Source organism: Micromonospora sp. CB01531 (assembly GCF_001905095.1).
Classification (GTDB): Bacteria; Actinomycetota; Actinomycetes; order Mycobacteriales; family Micromonosporaceae; genus Micromonospora.
In genome coordinates, this window is sequence record NZ_LWLS01000061.1 from 194457 (window position 1) to 213937 (window position 19481).

Sequence of the window (19481 nt, forward strand, 5' to 3'; positions counted from 1 at the left end):
TCTCACCCTAGTGGCGTGGCGGACGGAAGGTGCGCCGTGTAGGTGACCGCCCCGGCCGCGACCCGGCAGCCCGTCAGGTGGCCGCCGGCCACCCCCAGCTCCCGCAGGTACGCCAGCTCGCCCGCGTGCTCCGCGCCGGCCGGGAACTCGCACCGGTGGGTGGTGAACGAGCGCTCGCCCAGCGCCGCCCGGGCCACCCGTCCCTCGTCGAGCCGGCCGGTGAGCGCCCCGGCGTCCCCGGCCCGCAACGCTTCGGCGAGCTCGTCGAGGACGGCGCGGACCGCATCCAGCTCGGTCAGCACCCGCTCCCGGTTGCCGAGCAGCATGTTCGCGGTCCGCTCGGGCGGGCCGCCGGCCACCCGGGTGCCGTCGGAGAAGCTGCCCGCGGCGAGCGACAGCACCGCGTCACGCAGCACGGCCCGCTGCACCGCCCCGGCCAGCGCGCCGGCGAGCAGGTGCGGCACGTGGGAGGCGAGCGCCGCGGCGGTGTCGTGCTCCGGAGCGGACATCGGCACCACCCGGGCGTGGAAGACGTCGATGACCAGCGCGGCGAGCCGCCGGAACGCGTCCAGCCCGGTCGGCCCCGGGCAGAGCACCCAGGCGGCCCCGTCGAGCAGCGTCGGACTGGCGGCGGCGAGGCCGGCCCGGTCGGCGCCGGCCATCGGGTGGCCGGGCACGAACCGGTGCCCGAGCCCGTGCAGCATGGCGGCGGTGGCGACGTCCGACTTGGTGCTGCCCACGTCGGTGAGCACGCACCGGTCGTCGGTGGCGGCAGCCACCCGGGCCAGCGTCCGGGGCAGCGTGGGCAGCGGGCCACAGAGGAAGACGATGTCCCGGCCGGCGACCGCCTCCTCCAGCGCGTCCGGGGCGAGGACGCCCTGCCGCTGGGTGTACCGCCGGGTCGCCGGGTCCGGGTCCCAGCCGGTCACGTCGAGCCCGGTGTCCCGGAGCCGGAGCAGCACCGAGCCACCGATCAGGCCGGTGCCGACCACCGCCGCCCGCGCCAATCCGCCGGTCCCGCCCGTCATCGGCCCACCTCGGCGTCCCGTCGTACGGGGGCCGGGTCGGCCCCGCTGGAAGTCCCGCCGAGGATAACGTCCGGGCCGCAGCCCCGACCCCCGGTCACGTGCGCTGCCAGCGGCGGCCACCTGCGCCGCCCTCCCCCGTGATCCTCGCCGCGGATCGTAGGGGCCGGTCGGATGGGGACGGAAGGGGGTTGTCCGAGCAGCGCTCACGTCGTACGGTCCCCGGCGACCCGCCCGGCATCGACGGCGGGCGCTTCTCACGGGGAAAGGAAACACATGTCCGCGACGTACCGGGCACTCGCCTCGGTGGTCATGTTGATCGGTTTCTACGTCGTCGCGCTGCTGCAGCTCGCCGCGGTGGCCGCGCTCGGCGTGTGGTTGTTCCACCACACCACCGGCGTGCTGACCGTGAAGCTCCTGCTCCCGCTGCTGCTCGCCCTCGGTGCGGTGGCCGTCGGGTTGTGGAAGGCGATCAGTGTCAAGAGCGAGCCGGCGCCTGGCCTGATCCTGACCGAGCAGGGGGCGCCGCTGCTCTGGGCAACCGTACGGGAGCTGGCGCAGGCGGTCGGCACCCGGGCGCCGGACGAGATCCGCCTGGTGCCGAACGTGAACGCCGCGGTCACCGAGCAGAGCCGCCTGCTCGGTCTGCTCGGCGGCCGGCGCACCCTCTACGTCGGCCTGCCGCTGCTCCAGGGGATGCGGGTCGACCAGCTCCGGGCGGTGCTCGCGCACGAGCTCGGCCACTACTCGGGCAGCCACACCCGTCTGGGTGGGGTCGCCTACCGGGGCCGACTGGCCATCGAGGAGACGATCGAGCGGATCAGGCCGCGCAACCCGATCGGGTGGGTCTTCAAGGGGTACTCGAAGCTCTACCTGCTGGTCGACCGGGCCAACGTACGGCGACAGGAGCTGGAGGCGGACCAGGCGGCCGTACGCCTCGCCGGCCACGAGGCGATGACCTCCGCGCTGCGTACGCTGCCCGCGATCGGCGCGGCCTGGAACTTCTACGAGAGCCGGTACATCGAGCCGGGCTGGGCGGCCGGGCTGGCGCCGGACGACTTCTTCGGCGGTTTCGGCCACCTGCTCCAGGCGCGCCGCGACGAGATCGACGAGGTGCGGGAGAACGCCCCGGACCGGGAGCCGTCCCGCTGGGACACCCACCCGCCGGTCGGGGTCCGGGTGGCCGCGATCGCCCAGATGCCACCGGTGCCGGTGGCGCCGGACGACCGGCCCGCGTGGATCATGCTGGCCGACGTGGCCGCCGCCGGCCGCGCCCTGCAGGGCGCCGTCGTCGCGTACGGATCCCGGCGGCTGCTGCCCTGGGCCGAGTTCACCGCTGAGTCGGTGGCCACCTCGGTGCAGGAGCAGGCGGACCACCTCTACCGGGCGGCCGGCCGGTTCACCGGCACGCCGTCGCCGGGCCTGCCGACCATCCTGGAGCTGGTCCGCGACCGCCGGCTCGGCGAGTTCGCCGAGCAGTTCTTCCCCGATGCCACCCGCAAGGAGGCCGCGGCGGCCTTCGCCGGGCCGATGGAGACGCTGCTCGACAACGCGGCGGTGCGCTCCGGGCAGGCGTACTGGCAGCTCTCCTGGTCCGGTCCGGCCCGGCTGGTCGGCCGCTCCGGCGAGCCCTGGGACCTGGCCGAGATCGCGAAGCTGGCGGTCTCCCCGGAGACCCTGGACGAGGCGCTGGCGCGCCTGGCCGAACGCGGTGTCGACGTACGGCAGTCGACGGTGGTGCAGGCCCGCGCCTCCGCGCGCAACGCCGATCTGATCGGCGCCCTCGCCAACATCAAGATCGACGGCCGGGAGCACGACGTGTTCGTGCTCGACAACGGGCTGGTCCTGGTTCCCGACCCGGGGAAGTCCCACGAGGGTGAGAAGCGGCTCAAGCAGGTGCTCGGCGCGACGCCGATCGCCGAGCTGGCCGCCCGCAACCCCTACCTGCCGTACGAGGAGATCCGCTCGGTCGAGGTGACCAAGCAGGTGCCGCTGAAGGCGACGCTGACCCTGCACGACGGCCGGACGGTGCAGGTGCAGGAGCTGATGGCCAGCGAACTGCTGGAGAAGCACAGCCGGGACACCCTGCTGCGGGTGTTCGCGCAGATCAACGACTGACGCGACGCGGCGGCCGGCCCGCAGGTGCCGGCCGCCGCCCGGATCCCACCTGGCCGGTCGGCACGCGAGGGCGGCCGGCCGCTGTGCGGGCAGGCCCGCGGGCCGGCCGTCGCCCGGCGAGGGTCAGGGTTGGGCGAGCCGGCCGGCGACCGCCGCGATGTGCTCGTCGGACTCGGTCAGCGCCGCCCGGACGTGCCGGGCACCGGCCGGGCCGTAGAAGATCCCGGCGGCGACCAGGATGCCCCGCCGGGCCAACCAGTCGACGGTGTCCCAGCAGTCCTCGTCCCGGGTCATCCACAGGTAGAGCCCGGCCTCCGAGTGCTCGACCGTGAAGCCGGCGCCGGTGAATGCCGCGTACAGCCGCTCGCGCCGGGCGCGGTAGCGCTCCCGCTGCGCGTCGGCGTGCGCCTGGTCGCCCAGCGCGGCCACCATCGCCGCCTGCACCGGGGCCGGCACGATCATTCCGGCGTGCTTACGGATCTTGAGCAGTTCGGCCACCAGCGCCGGGTCACCGGCGACGAACCCGGCGCGGTAGCCGGCGAGGTTGGAGCGCTTGGAGAGCGAGTGCACCGCCAGCACGCCCTCGTACGACCCGCCGCAGACCTCGGGCGAGAGGATCGAGACGGGCTCGGCGTCCCAGCCGAGCGGCAGGTAGCACTCGTCACTGGCGACCACCGCGCCGCGCTCGCGGGCCCAGTCGACCACCTTGCGCAGGTGGGTGGCGGGCAGCACCCGCCCGGTCGGGTTGCCGGGCGAGTTGACCCAGACCAGCCGTACCCGAGGGGTGGGACCGACCGCGGTCAGCGAGTCGGTGCGCATCGTGGTGGCACCGGCCAGCCGAGCCCCGTCCTCGTAGGTCGGGTAGGCGACTGACGGCACCACCACCACGTCACCCGGACCGACGCCGAGCAGCGTGGGCAGCCAGGCGACCAGTTCCTTGGAACCGATCGTCGGCAGCACGCCGAGCCCGTCGACGCCCGCGCCGCAGGCCCGGGCCACCCAGGCCGCGATGGCGTCCCGCAGCGCGGGGGTGCCCGCGGTGAGCGGGTAGCCCGGGGCGTCCGACGCGTCGGCCAGCGCCTGCCGGATCAGCGGCGGCACCGGGTCGACGGGCGTGCCCATCGAGAGGTTGATGAGACCGTCCGGGTGCGCCGCAGCCGTCGCGGCCGCGGCGTCCAGGGTGTCCCAGGTGAAGTCGGGCAGCCGCGACGAGACCGGCGCGGGCCGGTTCAGTGGCCCTCTCCGCGCGGCGGCTGGGCGGCCACGAACGTCGCGTCCTTCTCGACCTTGCCGATCTTGGAGGCACCGCCGGGCGAGCCCAGGTCCTCGAAGAACTCGTAGTTCGCCCCGGTGTAGTCCTTCCACTGCTCCGGGACGTCGTCCTCGTAGAAGATCGCTTCGACCGGGCAGACCGGCTCACAGGCACCGCAGTCGACGCACTCGTCGGGGTGGATGTAGAGCATCCGGTTGCCCTCGTAGATGCAGTCGACCGGGCACTCCTCGATGCATGCCTTGTCGAGCACATCCACGCACGGCTCGGCGATGATGTAGGTCACCGGTCTTCTCCTCCGCAAGACTCATCGCGATCACCCGCGACGGTAAGAGCCTAGTATCTCGCCGGGGAGGGGGTCGATCGTGCTCCGACAGCAGGACGTAGGACACCGGATCGTGGTCCGCCGGATTGTGGGGATTCGCGAGGGCAGACCGCTCTTCTCCGACGCGCTCGGTGACCTGGTCGAGCTGAGCGAGACCCACATCACGCTGGCCACCGACCATGGGCGGTTACGGGTCCCCGTCGGCGAGGTGCACCGAGCCAAGCGGGTCCCGGCGGCCCGCCGGCCCACCGCCACCGCGGTGGCCGCCCTGGAGCTGGCCGCCGACGAGGCCTGGCCCGCCCCGGTACGCGGCCGGCTCGGCGACTGGCTGCTGCGCAGCGCCGCGGGCTGGACCGGCCGGGCCAACTCGGCACTGCCGGTCGGCGACCCGGACCGCCCGCTGCCCGCCGCGCTGGACGCCGTGCAGCGCTGGTACGCCGATCACGGCCAGCCGGCCCTGGTGAACACCCCCATGCCGCTGGCCGCGCCGGTCGGCGCGGAGCTGGACGCCCGGGGCTGGGCCGCCCGGCCACCGGTGCTGGTGCAGACGGCCGCGCTCGCCGCGCTGGCCGCGCCGCCGCCCGGGCGGGCGGGCGCCGACCTGGCCCCGGGGTCGCGGCCCGGGCGGGGCGAGCCGCCGGTCGAGCTCACCCCGGCCCCCTCCGACGATTGGCTGGCGATCGCCGCGGGCCGCAAGGGCGGCCTGCCAGACGCCGCCCGGCACGTGCTCACCGCCGTGGACCGGATCCGCTTCGCCCACCTGTACGCCGACGGCCGGCTGCTCGCCGCCGGCCGGGGCACAGTGACCGGCGGCGGCCGCTGGCTGGGGCTGACGTCGATCGAGGTGCTGCCCGAGGCGCGCCGGCAGGGGCTGGCCGGCCGGGTGATCCGGTCCCTGGTCCACTGGGGCCTGGCGGAGGGCGCCACGCACGCGTTCCTCCAGGTGGAGCAGCGCAACACCCCGGCCGTGAACCTCTACCGGGGGCTCGGCTTCACGACCCACCACACCTATCTGACCCGGGTCGCCCCGGCCTGACCGGGGCGGGGCGGGGCGACGCCAGGATCAGCGACGGACCACCTTGCGCGGCTTGGCCGCCTTCAGCTCGGCGAACCGCTTGAGCTGCTGCGAGCGGTAGTCCCGGCCGAGCGCGGTGAGGCTCAGGTAGCCCACCAGCACGCCGGCCGCGGTGGCCGCCAGGTAGAGCCAGATCTGGGCGAAGAACAGCCCGGCACCGCCGCCGAACGGGTTCTCGCCGACCAGCAGCGGACCGACGAACACGGTCAGCGCCAGCGCCACGGCGACCGCGGCGGCCAGATCACCGGCCAGGCGGCCCAGCGGCCGGTCGGCGCCCCAGCGGAAGGCCAGCACGGCGAGGATCAGCCCGATCACCAGGAACATCGCCAGGGAGACGCGGTCACTGGCGGTGTCGTTGTCCGGAAAAGCGAACTTGATCAGCAGCCGGGCCACCACGTTGACCACGAACAGCGCCGCCGCCAGCACGCCGACCGCGCGCCACCGCTCCCTCATCGCACGCCTCCCGCCATAGCGCCCGCCCCCACGGCGGACTCCTTGGCAGGAATATCTACCACCGCGACCCCTGCGGCGTCTGCACCGTGGCACCGAGACGGGGCGCAACCGGTCCTCGGGCCGGGTCCGAGTCGGGGCGCAGGCCCGTCGTGCCGGCCGGTTCGGCCGCAACGGTCACCATGTTCGACCACGCAGCGCGACCAGGGGTTGATCCCTCAGCGTGCGCGCCCGCAGCGCCGCCGGTGGGACCCTCTCGGCGCTTTGCTCTGCAGCCACGGACGCAGCGTGCCAGCCTCAGTGGGCGGCGTTCGGCGGCACCACGAGCTGCCGGAAGCCCAGCACCGCGAAGGTGATCGCGCCGGCCACCACCAGCCCCAGGCCGAGCACGTTGTCCCCGCTCAGCGCGAGGTCACCCTCGGCTGTCCGGATCCCGCCCGCGACGATCACCAGGAACCAGGGCAGGGCGGGCAGCGCCGCCGCCCAGCGCATACCGACCGCGACGTGGGCGAACCAGCCCACCAGGATCGTCAGCATCACCACCGCGGCGATCCCGCCCACCGCGAGGGAGGTGCCGACCACCGCCTTGACCGCGCCGCCGGGCCGACCCTTGACCACCTCCCAGGCCCAGGTGGCGAAGAGCAGGTCCAGCACCGCGGCCAGCACGCCCGCCCAGACCGCCACCACCCCGCCGGCAACCCGCAGGGCGAGGTCCAGCACCCGCGCCGGCCGCGCGGGCGGCGGAGCGGGCTGCTGCTCGGGGGCGACCGACATCGGTACGGCCGGCACCGTCACCGGAGACCGGCCGCCGCGACCGGGGACCGGTCCGGCCCGTCCAGTGGCAGCCCGGCGAAGAGGTCGTCCTCCCAGCCGTACGGGCCGCCGCCCGGGCCCTTCTCGCCGACCGCGAGGGTGAAATATTCCACGCCCATGAACTCGGCGCCGAAGTTGCCGGCGATCGAGTAGAGCCAGGAGGTGGCCGGGATCTGGGTGGCATGGGCCCGCATCGCCGCCTCCTTGGCGACGTGCCGCTCAGTGGCGTCGATCCGCGCGGCGATCTCCGGGTCCGGCGTGCCGAACGGCAGGTCGTCGACGCCGTCGATGCCGGCGAACGGGTTGTCCGAGGTCTCGGTGAACGCGTCCAGGCCGGCCTCCAGCACGCTGCGCGGCATCGCCGTCCAGTAGACCTTCGCCGGGGCGATCCCCTCGGCGACGGCCAGCTCGTGGGCGCGCATAGCCACGCGGTGGGCCTGGATGTGGTCGGGGTGGCCGTAGAAGCCGTTCGGGTCGTACGTGATCATGACCTGCGGCCGGATCTCCCGCATGATCTCCAGCAGGTGGCCGGCGGCCTCGTCGACGTCGGCCCCCCAGAAGGCCCTTGGGTGCTCGTTGGTGGGCAGGCCCATCATGCCGGAGTCGCGGTAGCGGCCCGCACCGCCGAGGAAGCGGTGGTCGGTGACGCCAAGCGCGGCGCAGGCGGCGGCCAGCTCGCCGATCCGGTACCCGCCGAGCTGATCGGCCGCGGCCGCGGCGAGCTGGGCCAGCTCCGGTACGTGGATCTCGCCCTCCTCCCCCAGGGTGCAGGTGACCAGGGTGACGTGGGCGCCGGTGGCGGCGTAGTGCGCCATCGTCGAGCCGGTGCCGATCGACTCGTCGTCGGGGTGCGCGTGGACCAGCAGGAGGCGTCGATCGGGCAGCTTCGTCACGACCGTCACTCTAACCGGCGGTCCTCTTCCCCCGACGCTCACGCGTCCGCGCAGGTCGGCCACATCACGCACGACACGCCTCTACGATCCGAGGCGTGGACTATCCCGAGCTGGCCGCCCGTACCCGTCGGTTCAGCCACGGGGCGCCGCGCGCCGTCTCCGTCGCGGACGACGGTTCCCGGGTGATCTTCCTGCGCTCCTCCGGACCGGAGGACCCGGCCGACGCGCTCTGGCTGCTGGACGTCACCTCCGGCGAGGAGCGGCTGGTCGCCGACCCGGCGGTGCTGCTCGGCACGGAGGGCGACCCGACCGCGCTGGCCCCGGGCGAGCGGGCGCTGCGCGAGCGGCTGCGGCTCGCCGCCGGCGGCATCGGCTCGTACGCCCTGGACGCCGCCGGCCGGGTGGCCGCGTTCGCGCTGGCCGGCCGGCTGTTCCGGGCCGACCTCGTGCACGGTGACGTGGTCGAGGTGACCGCGATCGGCCCGGTGATCGACCCCCGCCCCGACCCCACCGGCGAACGACTGGCCTACGTCACCGACGCCGCCGAGGGGGTACGCCGGGGCCAGCTCCGGGTGGTCGAACCGGACGGCACCGACAACCTCCTGGCCGGTGAGGACAGCGGCGTGACCTGGGGGCTCGCCGAGCACATCGCGGCGGAGGAGTTCGACCGGTTCCGCGGCTACTGGTGGGCTCCGGACGGGCGCTCGGTGCTGGCCGCCCGGGTGGACGAGTCCCGGCTGCCGCACTGGCACCTGCACGACCCGGCCGACCCGGCGAGCCCGCCGACGACCGTCGCGTACCCCCGGGCGGGCGGGCCGAACGCCGAGGTCAGCCTGCACCTGCTCGACCTCGACGGCGGCTGGGTCGACGTGCACTGGGACCGGGAGACCTACCCCTACCTGACCTCGGTCGACTGGGCGGACGGCGGGCCACTGATCACCGTGCTGCGCCGGTCGCAGCAGCACGGGCTGGTGCTCGCGGTGGACCCGCGTACCGGGGAGACGCAGGTACACGCGGAGCTGGCCGACCCGCGCTGGGTGGAGCCGATCCCGGGTACCCCGGCGCACCTGCCGGACGGCCGGGTGCTGGTCGGCGGCGAGCTGGCCCACGACGGGTACGACGCGCGATGCCTGTTCGCCGACGGCACCCTGCTCACCCCGCCCTCGCTCTACGTACGCCGGGTGGTGGGGCGGCTGCCCGCCAGCGGCGGCGCCCCGACCGACCTGCTGGTGGAGGCGAGCGAGGGCGAGCCGAGCCAGCGCCACCTCTACCGGGTCCGCACGGTGATCGGCGGCGGGGTGGACGCCCGCCGGATGGGCAGCGACCCGGGCTGGCACACCGCCGCGATCGGCGGCGCCACGCTGGTGGTCGGCGTCGCGTCGCTGGAGCACCCGGGCACCCGCTGGACGGTGTGGCACGGCGACCGGGAGGTGGGCGAGCTGCGCTCGCTCGCCGCGGCCCCGCCGTACGCCCCGCGGCCGACCATGGTCCGGGTGACCGACCGGCGGCTGCCGAGCGCCGTGCTCTACCCGGGTGAGCACGTCAAGGGCACGAAGCTGCCGGTGCTGCTGGACGTCTACGGCGGGCCGGGGCACCAGGAGGTGATCGCCGCCCGGGCGGTCTGGCTGGAGCGGCAGTGGTGGGCGGAGCAGGGCTTCGCCGTGGTGACCATCGACAACCGCGGCACCCCGGGCATCGCGCCGTCGTTCGAGAAGGCGATCCACCGCCGGGTGGCCGACGTGATCCTGGCCGACCAAGTGGACGCGCTGACCGCGCTCGCCGGCAAGCACCCGGACCTCGACCTGGCGCGGGTGGCGGTGCGGGGCTGGTCGTTCGGCGGCTGGCTGGCCGGGCTGGCGGTGCTGCGCCACCCGGAGCTGTTCCGCTGTGCGGTCGTCGGCGCCCCGGTCACCGACTGGGCGCTGTACGACACCGCGTACACCGAGCGTTTTCTGGGCATGCCGGACGACGGCATGGACGTCTACGCCCACCACTCGCTGGTCGAGTTGGCCGCCGAACCGGTCGGCGACCCGACGCAGGCCCGGCCGATGCTGCTGGTGCACGGCCTGGTCGACGACAACGTGGTGGCCGCGCACACGCTGCGGCTCTCCGCGGCGCTGCTGGCCGCCGGCCGGCCGCACGCGGTGCTGCCGCTCACCGGGGCCAGCCACATGGCCGCCGGGGGCGTCGCCGAACGCCTGCTCCGCCTGGAGCTGGACTTCATCCGCCGCAACTTGTAATGGTTCGTCGCCCAAGCGGTAGCGCCGGGGGCCCCTGCTCAACGCCGGGCGCGTTGAGCAGGGGCCCCCGCTTTCAGGCTGCCATCACTGCTTCACGTAAGCGTTCACGAAGCTGGGCCAGCCGAAGATGCTGCCGATGAAGACACCACCGGCCTTCTCGCCGTGCGCGATGGAGATGACCTCGTTGTACAGCGGCACCGCCGGCGCCGACTCCTTCATGAGCCGCTCGTCCAGCTTGCTCCACTCCTCGGCCTGCTTCGCCGGGTCCTCCGCGAGCACCCGGTCGAATTCCGCGTTGATGGCGTCGTTGTTGAGCTGGGAGGTGTTGTTGCTGCCCTCGGCCTTGATGGCGCGGCCGTCGAAGAGCACCGGCAGGATCGCCGCGCCGCTGGGCCAGTCGGCGGCCCACGAGTCGACCCAGATGTCCCACGGGTTGCTCTTCTTCTTCACGAAGTCGAGGTAGCCGTCCGCGGGGATGGGCTTGATGGTGACGGTGAAGCCGGCCTTCTCCAGGGCGGCCTTGACCTGAGTGGCGGTCTCCTGCTGCCAGGTCTCGTCGCCGGTGCCGAGCACCAGGTTCACCGACTTGCCGGCGAGCAGTTCCTTGGCCTTGTCCGGGTTGCCGCTCTCGCCGGCCGGGTACGCGTCGAACTGCTGGTAGCCGAGCGTGGTGGGCGGCAGCAGGGTGGTGAGCGGCACGGCGCCGTACGGGCCGCCGAGGTTCTTGGTGATGCTGCTGCGGTCGATCGCGTAGTTGATCGCCTGCCGCACGGACAGGTCGGTGACCCTCGTCGTGTTGATGCTCAGCCGGAACGCGTTCGGCGTCGCCGCGACGATCATGCGCGCCTTGAGGGCCGGGTCACCGGTAACCTTCGCGATCAGCTCGGACGGCACGCCGCCGGTGGCCACCGCCGCCGCGTCGTTGCCGGTGCCGGCGAGGACCCGGTTGGTCTGGGTGGCCTGATCCGAGCCGAGCGACCAGACGAACTTGTCCGGGTACGCGTGCCGCACCGGGTCCGTGGCCGGGTCCCAGTTCGGGTTGCGTTCCAGCACCATCTCCACGCCGGGCTGGTTCTTGGTGAACTTGTAGGGCCCGGACGAGAACGGCTGGTTGTCCAGGTTGACGCCGGTGTCCTTGTCCGGCGGCAGCGGCGCGGTGGCCGGCAGCGACACGGCGAACGGCAGGTCACAGCGCGGCTTGTTGAACTCGAAGCGCAGCGTCTGCGCGTCCGGGGTGCTGAGGCCCGGCGGCAACGAGGTCTTGTTGGCCTTGAAGTTCCACTTGGTGTCGTACTGCGGGCTGTCGGCCAGCCACTCCTGCAGGTAGGTGGGGCCGCCGGTCAGGTCGGGGTCGAACGAGCGGGCGATGCCGTACGCGATCTCCTTGGAGGTGATCGGACGGCCGTCCTCGAACTTGACGCCCTGCTTGATCTTGAATTCCCAGACCTTGCAGTCGTTGTTGACGTTCTTGCCGGGGGTTTCGGCCAGGTCGCCGACCAGGGTCACGTTCCCCTTGCCGTCGTCCTTGAACGTGGTGAGGAACCGGGCGTAGAGCTGGCTGCCCATCAGCCCGGCGAACGAGTAGACCCGCTGCGGGTCCAGGTGGGAGATCTTGTTCTCGCGCAGGATGTAGAAGGTCCCGCCCTTTGCCGCGCCGGGCACCTCGGCCGCCGGGCCGAGCGAGTCCTTGGGGTCGGTCGCGATGGCGCCGCTGCGGGGCTTGTTGGTGTCCACCTTGTCGGCGTTGTCGCCGGTGTTCTTGCTGCACGCACTGAGGGCGACCACCAGTGCCATCGCACCGCCCATGGCGGTGGCGAGTCTTGCTCGCATACTCACTCCTCCGGGTCCGATGAAGGAAAGCTTCGCTCAGCTTTCATCCGCGGTAAATTTCGAGCAGATAACGAATCGACGGCGACACGCGAGCTCAGCCGAGGCGTACCCGCGGATCGATGTACGCGTAGAGCAGGTCGACCACGATGTTCGCGACGACCACGAAGAGCGCGGAGATCAGCACGGTGGCCATGATGGTCGGCAGGTCGCCCTGGCGGACCGCCTCCACGGCGGTCCGCCCCAGCCCCTGGATGCCGAACGTCGTCTCGGTGATGACCGTGCCGCCGAGTGCCGCGCCCACGTCGATGCCGGCGATCGTCACGATCGGGGTGATCGCCGCCCGCAGCGCGTGCCGCCCGTAGACCTTCCGCTTCGCCACGCCCTTGGCCCGGGCGGTGCGGACGAAGTCCTCGGAGAGCGTCTCGAGCATCTGGGCGCGGGACAGCCGCGCGTAGATCGCGGAGAAGAGCAGGGCCAGGGTCACCCAGGCGAGCACCAGCCCCCGGGCCCACTCCGCCGGATTCTCGAAGATCGGCGTGTACCGGGGCGTCGGCAGGATCTTCAGCGAGTAGACGAAGATCAGCAGCAGCACGGCCCCGACGAAGTAGAGCTGCAACGAGGCGAAGGTCAGCGTGAGCCCGATCGAGATGCGGTCGAGCAGCGAACCTCTCCGGAGTGCCGAGATCATCCCGAGCCCCACCCCGATGGCCAACCACAGGACCGCCGCCGGGAGCACGATGTTCAACGTCACCGGCAGCACCCGGGCGAAGGTGTCGCTGACCGCCTCGCTGTTGACATAGGAGTAGCCGAGACAGGGCGCCTCGCACTTGCCGCCCTGGGCGCTGCCCAAGTCGCGGCCGACGAAGATACCCTTCATGTAGTTGACGTACTGCTGCGGCTTCGGGTCGTTCAGCCCCAGCTCGGTACGCACCCGCTCCAGGCGTTCGGCATTGCAGTTCTTCGGGCACATGCCGGTCACCGGGTCGCGGGGCAGCGCGAAGAACATCAGGAAGCTGACGACACTCACCGCGAGCAGCACCGAGACCGCCAGCAGCAGCCGCTTCAGCAGGAACCGCACCATGTGCCGAACCCCTTACCGTGACGACTTCGGGTCGAGCGCGTCGCGCAGCGCGTCGCCGAAGAGGTTGAACGCCAGCACGAGCGCGAAAATGGCGATGCCGGGGAAGAAGACGTACGCCGGGTCGGTCTGCAGGTAGTCGATGCTGCGGTAGATCATCCGGCCGAAGCTGGGCACCGACTCGGGCAGCCCGACGCCGAGGAAGGACAGCGCCGCCTCGCCCGTCACGTACGACGGCACGGCGAGCGAGAACGCCACCAGGATCGGGGCCCAGATGTTCGGCAGCAGTTGCCGGAAGAGCATGTGCCCCAGCCCGGCCCCGCTGGCCCGGGCCGCCTCCACGAACTCCCGCTCACGCAGCGACACCACCTGCCCGCGTACCAGTCGGGCGGTGCCGGTCCAGCCGAACGCGGCGAAGACCACGATCAGCGTGGTGACCGCGAACCAGGTCGGGATCGCGTCCCGGGGACCGTAGAAGCGCAGCGAGAACGTCGGCACCACGGCCAGCGCGAACACCAGGAACGGCATCGCCAGGGCGACGTCGGTGAACCACCCGATCACCGCGTCGACCACGCCGCCCAGGTAACCGGCGACGATCCCGAGCACCACACCGATCGTCGTGGTCACCACGGCGGCGCCGAGCGCGATCAGCAGCGAGGTGCGGATGCCGTAGATCATCCGGATGAAGATGTCCCGGCCCAGGCCCGGCTCGAGTCCGAACCAGTGGTCGCCGCTGACCCCGCCCACGTAGCCGAGCGGCATGCCGGTGGCGTCCAGCAGGTCCCCGAACTGCTGGCTCGGCGACGCCCCGTAGAGCCGCGAGATCAGCGGCGCCGCCAACGCCGCCAGGATGAGCACGGCCAGCACGATGCCGCTGACCATCGCGGTGCGGTCCCGGCGCAGCCGGCTCCAGACCAGTTGGCCGGGCGAGCGCCCGACGAGCCCCTTCTCCTCGGGACCCCCGGTGGACTCGATCTCGGCGAGGGCCACGCCCTCGACCGGGGACAGGCTCACTTCGACACCTCCTCGGCGGTCGCGCCGGCCGGCCCGGAGTCCTGGCTGATCGTTCCGGTCTCCGGGAAGTGGCAGGCGGTGAGCTGCCTACCACCGTCCCGGGTGATCAGGGCGGGTTCTTCGGTGGCGCAGTGGTCCTGGGCTTTCCAGCAGCGGGTGCGGAAGCGGCAGCCTGATGGTGGGCTGAGTGGGGTGGGTACGTCCCCGGCCAGGCGGATCCGCCCGGCTGGGCCGAGGGTGGTGACGTCGGGGATGGCGGACAGCAGGGCTCGGGTGTAGGGGTGTTGGGGGTGTTGGTAGATGTCGTTGCGGTCGCCGATTTCGACGATTTTGCCGAGGTACATGACGGCGACGCGGTGGCAGAAGTGGCGGACGACGGCGAGGTCGTGGGCGATGAAGACGAAGGCCAGGTCGAGGTCGCGTTGCAGGTCGCGCAGGAGGTTGATGACCTGGGCCTGGATGGAGACGTCGAGGGCGGAGACGGGTTCGTCGGCGACGATGAGTTTGGGGCGTAGGGCGAGGGCGCGGGCGATGCCGATGCGTTGGCGTTGGCCGCCGGAGAATTCGTGGGGGTAGCGGTTGTAGTGCTCGGGGTTGAGGCCGACGAGTTCGAGCAGTTCCTGGACGCGTTTCTTGGTGCCGCCGGGTGGGTTGATGCCGTTGACCTGAAGCGGCATGGCGACGATGCGGCCGACGGTGTGGCGGGGGTTCAGCGAGGCGTAGGGGTCCTGGAAGATGATCTGCAGGTCCTGCCGCAGCGGCCGTAACTCACCGCGGCGGGCGTGCGTGATGTCCCGCCCCGCGAACTCGATCGACCCGGAGGTGGAGTCCAGCAGTCGGACCAGCATCCGCCCGGTGGTGGTCTTCCCACAGCCCGACTCCCCGACCAGGCCCAACGTCTCCCCCGGCCGGACGTCGAAGTCCAGCCCGTCGACCGCGCGCACCGCGCCGCCGGCGCGGAACCCGTCGCGCACCGGGAAGTGCTTGGTCAGCCCGCGCACCTTGAGCAGTGGTTCGGTCATTGCGCGACTCCCACCTGGGCGATGTCCTGCTGGTAGAGCCGGGTGCGCTCCTCGGCCGGCAGATGGCAGGCGACCAGGTGTCCCGCCTCCCCGGCCGGCCGCAGCTCGGGCACCTCGGTGCGGGAACGGTCTCCGTTACGGTCCGCGTAACGGCAGCGCGGGTGGAAGGCACACCCCGAGGGCAGGTTGATCAACGAGGGCGGATTGCCCTTGATCGGCACCAGGTCCGCGTCCGCGTCACCGTGCAACGACGGCACACTCGACAACAACCCCCACGTGTACGGATGCTGCGGCCGCCGCAACACCTGCTCCACACTCCCGTGCTCGACCGCCCGACCCCCGTACATCACCAACACGTCATCCGCCACCTGGCTGACGACCCCAAGGTCATGGGTGATCAAGATGATCGCCGACTGGAACTCCTGCTGGAGGTCTTCCAGAAGGTCCAGGATCTGCGCCTGCACCGTCACATCCAACGCCGTCGTCGGCTCATCCGCGATCAACAGATCCGGATCGTTCACCAACGCCATCGCGATCATCGCCCGCTGCCGCATCCCACCCGAAAACTCGTGCGGATACTGATCGAACCGCTTCCCCGGCTGCGGAATCCCCACCCGACCCAACATCTCCACCGCCCGGCCGCGGGCCTCCCGCCGGCCGGCCCGCGGATGATGCACCCGATACGCCTCAGCGATCTGCCTACCCACCGTGTAATACGGATGCAGGGCCGACAACGGATCCTGAAAGATCATCGCCATGTCCCGGCCCCGCAGCCGCCGGACCTCCTCCTCCGGCAGGCCCACCAACTGACGGCCACCCACCGAGATCTCCCCGCTGATCGTGGCCCGCTTCGCGTTGTGCAAACCCAGGATCGCCAACGACGTCACGCTCTTACCCGAACCCGACTCCCCCACAATGCCGAGGGTGCGACCCCGCTCGACCGAGAAGGACACCCCATCGACGGCACGGACCACGCCGTCCTCGGTGTCGAACCGCACCCGCAGGTCCTTGACCCGCAGGTAGGGATCCTCGCCGGAGCGCTGCTCCGGCACCACTGGGCGGTCCGGTTCCCCGGACGGCGCCGACTCCGACCTGCCCACGACCGCCTCCCCCTCAGTGACGAAGAGAACTTACAGCAAAGTTCTGGAGGCGAAAATAAGCTACAAAACGTGGGATGTCAGCGGCCTGAGCGTAACGAGTGGGTTTCGGGCTTGACCAGCCCCTCAGCAGGAGATTCATGTCCGCAACTCGATGTCTTCGTGCCGTGAGCGCACCGCAAGGGCGACGATCCGGCCGGAGGATCTCGTCTCCTGACGGATGTCGGTGGCCTCGCCTAGGGTCGGGCGCATGAGCGAGTTCGACGCGGCGAGCGCCGCCGTCCAGGCCGCCCTCGACGCGGGAGCCCGGTACGCGGACGCCCGGGTGATGCACCGCAGCTACGAGTCGATGTCGGCCCGCAACGGCGACATCGAGGAGCTGACCCAGGACGAGAGCATCGGGCTGGGTGTCCGGGCGCTGGTCGGGTCGAGCTGGGGCTTCCACGCCGTACCCGATCTGTCGGACGCCGCGGCCCGCGATGCCGGGCGGCGCGCCGCGGCGATCGCCGCCGCGAGCGCGCGGGTCCCCGGCCCGCCGATCGACCTGGTCCCCGTCGCGGCCACCGTGGCGAGTTGGGCCTCCGGGTGCGAGGTGGACCCGCTCGGTGTCGCCCTCTCCGACAAGGGCGACCTGCTGGTCCGCGCCACGGAGACGATGCGCGCACACGGCGCCGACCTGGCCGAGGGGCTCTACCAGATCTGGGACACCGCCAAGTGGTTCGTCTCCAGCGAGGGGCACCGGATCGACCAGCGCATCCGGGAGTCCGGCGGTGGCATCTCGGCGACCTCGATCGGCGACGGCGAGACCCAGCGGCGGTCCTATCCGAGTTACCGCGGGCAGTACGGCACCACCGGCTGGGAGCTGGTCACCTCGCTCGACCTGCCCGGGCACGCCGCCCGGATCGCCGAGGAGTCCCGGGAACTGCTCACCGCCCCCGAATGCCCGGCCGGCGAGACCGACCTGATCCTCGGCGGCGAGCAGCTCGCCCTGCAGATCCACGAGTCGGTCGGCCACGCCATCGAGTTGGACCGGATCCTCGGCTGGGAGGCCGCCTTCGCCGGGACGTCCTGGCTCGACCTGGCCCGGCTCGGCGCGCTGCGCTACGGCTCCGAGCTGATGAACATCACCATCGACCCGACCATCCCCGGGGCGCTGGGCAGCTTCGGCTTCGACGACGAGGGCTCCCCGGCGGTCAAGCGCGACGCGGTCCGCGCCGGGCGCTGGGTGGGGGTGCTCGCCGGCCGCGACTCGGCCGCCGTCGCCGGTCTCGGCTACGGCGGCAGCGTACGGGCGGACGGCTGGGCGCGGCTGCCGATGGTGCGGATGACCAACGTGGGCCTCGAACCGGGCCCGCACACCCTCGACGAGATCATCGCGGCCACCGACGACGGGGTGCTGATGGACATCAACCGCTCCTGGTCGATCGACGACAAGCGACTGAACTTCCAGTTCGGTTGCGAGGTCAGCTGGGAGGTCAAGAAGGGCCGGCGGGGGCGGATGCTGCGCAATCCCACGTACACCGGGATCGGGCCGGTCTTCTGGCGCTCGATGGACATGCTCTCCTCGGAGATCGTCCCGTGGGGCACGCCGAACTGCGGCAAGGGCCAGCCCGGCCAGGTCGGACACACCGGCCACCCGGCCGCACCGGCCCGCTTCCGAAACGTCCGGGTGGGGGTACGGGCATGACCGAGCTGGACATCGCCGGGCACGTGGTGGAGCTGGTCCGCCGGCTCGCCGGGCCGGACGCGCAGGCCGAGGTCACGGTGACCCGCGCCGACCTGGCGTTGACCCGGTTCGCGAACTCGTTCATCCACCAGAACGTCGCCGAGTCGGGCACGGCGGTGCGGCTGCGGCTGCACGTCGACGGGCGGACGGCCGCCGGCAGCGGCAGCCTGGTCGACACCGACGGGCTGACCGCCCTCGTCGAGCGGACCCTGGCGGCCGCCCGGCTCTGCCCACCCGACCCGGCCTGGCCCGGGCTGGCCCCGCCGTCGCCGGTGCCGGCGGGCGCGGTCTTCGACGAGGCCACCGCGTTCGCGGAGCCCGATGAGCGAGCCGCCCGGGTACGCGCCTTCGTGGACGCGGTCGGCGGGCTGGAGGCGGCCGGCTACTGCCGGACGGCGTACCGGTCGGGGGCGTTCGCCAACTCGGCCGGCCATTCCGCGTCGGGTCGGATGGCGGAGGCGGCGATGGACGGCATCGCCCGTACCGGCGGCGCGGACGGGGTGGCCCGACGCTGCGCCGACCGGCTCACCGAGCTCGACGGCGCCGCGCTCGGCGGCCGGGCGGCGGCGAAGGCGCGGGCCGCGGCGGATCCGGTCGAGCTGCCCGCGGGGCGCTACGAGGTCGTGCTCGAACCGGCCGCCGTCGCCGACCTGCTGCAGAATCTCTCCTGGTTCGGCTTCAACGGCAAGCGGTACGCCGAGCGGCAGTCCTTCGCCGAACTGGGCGTTGCCCAGTTCGACCCGGCCGTGACCCTGGTGGACGATCCGCTGCACGGCTCGGCCCTGCCGTATGACCTGGAGGGCACCCCGCGACACGCACTGACCCTGGTCGACGCCGGCACCACCAGGGCGGTGACCCACGAGCGCCGCAGCGGCGCCGAGGCGGGGGTGGCGTCCACCGGGCACGGGATTCCTGGCGCCGCCACCTTCGGCCCGATCCCGACCAACCTCCGCCTGCTTCCCGCCGCCGCCCGCACGGCCGGTGGTGACAGCCCGGCCCCGGTCGGCGGACCGGCCGAGGGGATTGGGGCGGGCGGCCCGACCGGCGGCACCCCGGCGGGGGCGGTGGCCGATGCGGACACCGCGGCGCTGGTCGCCGGGGTGGAGCGCGGGCTCCTGGTCAGCGACTTCTGGTACACCCGGGTGCTGGACCCGAAACGCCTGGTCATCACCGGGTTGACCCGGAACGGGATGTGGCTGGTCGAGGACGGGGTGCCGACCCGGGCGGTCCGCGACTTCCGCTTCACCGAGTCGTACCCCCGGGCCATGGGGCCGGGCCGGGTGCTCGGCCTGGGCCGGCTGCCGCTCCGCCAGCCGGACCGGACGGACGGCGTCTGGTGGGAGGCGCCACCGCTACGGCTGGCGTCGTGGAACTTCACCGGCGGCGCGTCCGGGTGACCCGGGCCAGGCACCCGGACGCGACCCTGCCTCCTGCGGCGGACAGCCGCGCTACCCGCTACGAACTTGATGACGTGGACGACTCACCGTCTCCCTGATTCATTCTCG

At 72.6% G+C, this 19481-nt stretch carries 16 protein-coding genes; 5 read left to right on the forward strand and 11 right to left on the reverse strand.

The window, feature by feature from the left end:
* Nucleotides 1–2: 2 nt before the first annotated feature.
* Nucleotides 3–1028, reverse strand: a complete 1026-nt coding sequence (locus tag A6A27_RS12645) for a prephenate dehydrogenase (protein ID WP_073834775.1) — start codon at nucleotides 1026–1028, stop codon at nucleotides 3–5.
* Nucleotides 1029–1301: 273 nt separating this feature from the next.
* Here A6A27_RS12645 and A6A27_RS12650 point away from each other — a divergent pair, with 273 nt between their 5' ends.
* Nucleotides 1302–3143: a M48 family metallopeptidase gene (locus tag A6A27_RS12650; RefSeq protein ID WP_073834776.1), complete on the forward strand. Its 1842-nt coding sequence runs from the start codon at nucleotides 1302–1304 to the stop codon at nucleotides 3141–3143.
* Between the two features lie 123 nt (nucleotides 3144–3266).
* Here the strand turns inward: A6A27_RS12650 and dapC are convergent, their stop codons facing one another.
* Together dapC and fdxA are read right to left on the reverse strand one after the other, a co-directional pair.
* Nucleotides 3267–4376, reverse strand: coding sequence for a succinyldiaminopimelate transaminase (gene dapC / locus A6A27_RS12655; protein WP_083672585.1), 1110 nt, complete (start codon nucleotides 4374–4376; stop codon nucleotides 3267–3269).
* Nucleotides 4373–4699: a ferredoxin gene (gene fdxA / locus A6A27_RS12660; RefSeq protein ID WP_007464872.1), complete on the reverse strand. Its 327-nt coding sequence runs from the start codon at nucleotides 4697–4699 to the stop codon at nucleotides 4373–4375. Before fdxA ends, dapC begins: the two co-directional genes overlap by 4 nt.
* A gap of 79 nt (nucleotides 4700–4778) precedes the next feature.
* On the opposite strand from fdxA, the gene A6A27_RS12665 reads away from it, so the two are divergent.
* Nucleotides 4779–5774: a GNAT family N-acetyltransferase gene (locus A6A27_RS12665; RefSeq protein ID WP_073834778.1), complete on the forward strand. Its 996-nt coding sequence runs from the start codon at nucleotides 4779–4781 to the stop codon at nucleotides 5772–5774.
* 27 nt (nucleotides 5775–5801) lie between these two features.
* On the opposite strand, the gene A6A27_RS12670 is transcribed toward A6A27_RS12665, so the two are convergent.
* The 3 genes from A6A27_RS12670 to mshB all read right to left on the reverse strand — a co-directional run bounded on the left by A6A27_RS12670 (nucleotide 5802) and on the right by mshB (nucleotide 7978).
* Complete coding sequence (locus A6A27_RS12670) at nucleotides 5802–6266, reverse strand: hypothetical protein (protein ID WP_073834779.1); 465 nt, start codon at nucleotides 6264–6266, stop codon at nucleotides 5802–5804.
* A 294-nt stretch (nucleotides 6267–6560) separates the two neighbouring features.
* Entirely contained in the window at nucleotides 6561–7037 is a 477-nt protein-coding gene (locus tag A6A27_RS12675; RefSeq protein WP_073834955.1) for a hypothetical protein, read from the reverse strand.
* Between the two features lie 17 nt (nucleotides 7038–7054).
* Nucleotides 7055–7978 carry an N-acetyl-1-D-myo-inositol-2-amino-2-deoxy-alpha-D-glucopyranoside deacetylase gene (mshB, locus tag A6A27_RS12680; RefSeq protein WP_198940283.1) on the reverse strand — a complete coding sequence of 308 codons (924 nt, stop codon included), beginning with the start codon at nucleotides 7976–7978 and terminating at the stop codon, nucleotides 7055–7057.
* Between the two features lie 86 nt (nucleotides 7979–8064).
* On the opposite strand from mshB, the gene A6A27_RS12685 reads away from it, so the two are divergent.
* Entirely contained in the window at nucleotides 8065–10209 is a 2145-nt protein-coding gene (locus A6A27_RS12685; protein ID WP_073834781.1) for a S9 family peptidase, read from the forward strand.
* 84 nt (nucleotides 10210–10293) lie between these two features.
* Here the strand turns inward: A6A27_RS12685 and A6A27_RS12690 are convergent, their stop codons facing one another.
* The 5 genes from A6A27_RS12690 to A6A27_RS12710 all read right to left on the reverse strand — a co-directional run bounded on the left by A6A27_RS12690 (nucleotide 10294) and on the right by A6A27_RS12710 (nucleotide 16253).
* A complete protein-coding gene (locus tag A6A27_RS12690; protein WP_073834782.1) occupies nucleotides 10294–12039 on the reverse strand; it encodes an ABC transporter substrate-binding protein in 1746 nt (581 codons plus the stop codon).
* Nucleotides 12040–12133: 94 nt separating this feature from the next.
* Nucleotides 12134–13120: an ABC transporter permease gene (locus A6A27_RS12695; RefSeq protein WP_073834783.1), complete on the reverse strand. Its 987-nt coding sequence runs from the start codon at nucleotides 13118–13120 to the stop codon at nucleotides 12134–12136.
* 12 nt (nucleotides 13121–13132) lie between these two features.
* A complete protein-coding gene (locus tag A6A27_RS12700) occupies nucleotides 13133–14131 on the reverse strand; it encodes an ABC transporter permease (RefSeq protein ID WP_073834784.1) in 999 nt (332 codons plus the stop codon).
* Nucleotides 14128–15153: an ABC transporter ATP-binding protein gene (locus A6A27_RS12705; RefSeq protein WP_073834785.1), complete on the reverse strand. Its 1026-nt coding sequence runs from the start codon at nucleotides 15151–15153 to the stop codon at nucleotides 14128–14130. Before A6A27_RS12705 ends, A6A27_RS12700 begins: the two co-directional genes overlap by 4 nt.
* Complete coding sequence (locus A6A27_RS12710) at nucleotides 15150–16253, reverse strand: ABC transporter ATP-binding protein (protein WP_073834786.1); 1104 nt, start codon at nucleotides 16251–16253, stop codon at nucleotides 15150–15152. Before A6A27_RS12710 ends, A6A27_RS12705 begins: the two co-directional genes overlap by 4 nt.
* Before the next feature lie 247 nt (nucleotides 16254–16500).
* Here A6A27_RS12710 and A6A27_RS12715 point away from each other — a divergent pair, with 247 nt between their 5' ends.
* Nucleotides 16501–17937 (forward strand): TldD/PmbA family protein, encoded by a 1437-nt coding sequence (locus A6A27_RS12715; protein WP_073834787.1) that lies wholly within the window; start codon nucleotides 16501–16503, stop codon nucleotides 17935–17937.
* Nucleotides 17934–19373 carry a TldD/PmbA family protein gene (locus A6A27_RS12720; RefSeq protein WP_073834788.1) on the forward strand — a complete coding sequence of 480 codons (1440 nt, stop codon included), beginning with the start codon at nucleotides 17934–17936 and terminating at the stop codon, nucleotides 19371–19373. Before A6A27_RS12715 ends, A6A27_RS12720 begins: the two co-directional genes overlap by 4 nt.
* Nucleotides 19374–19481 lie beyond the last annotated feature (108 nt).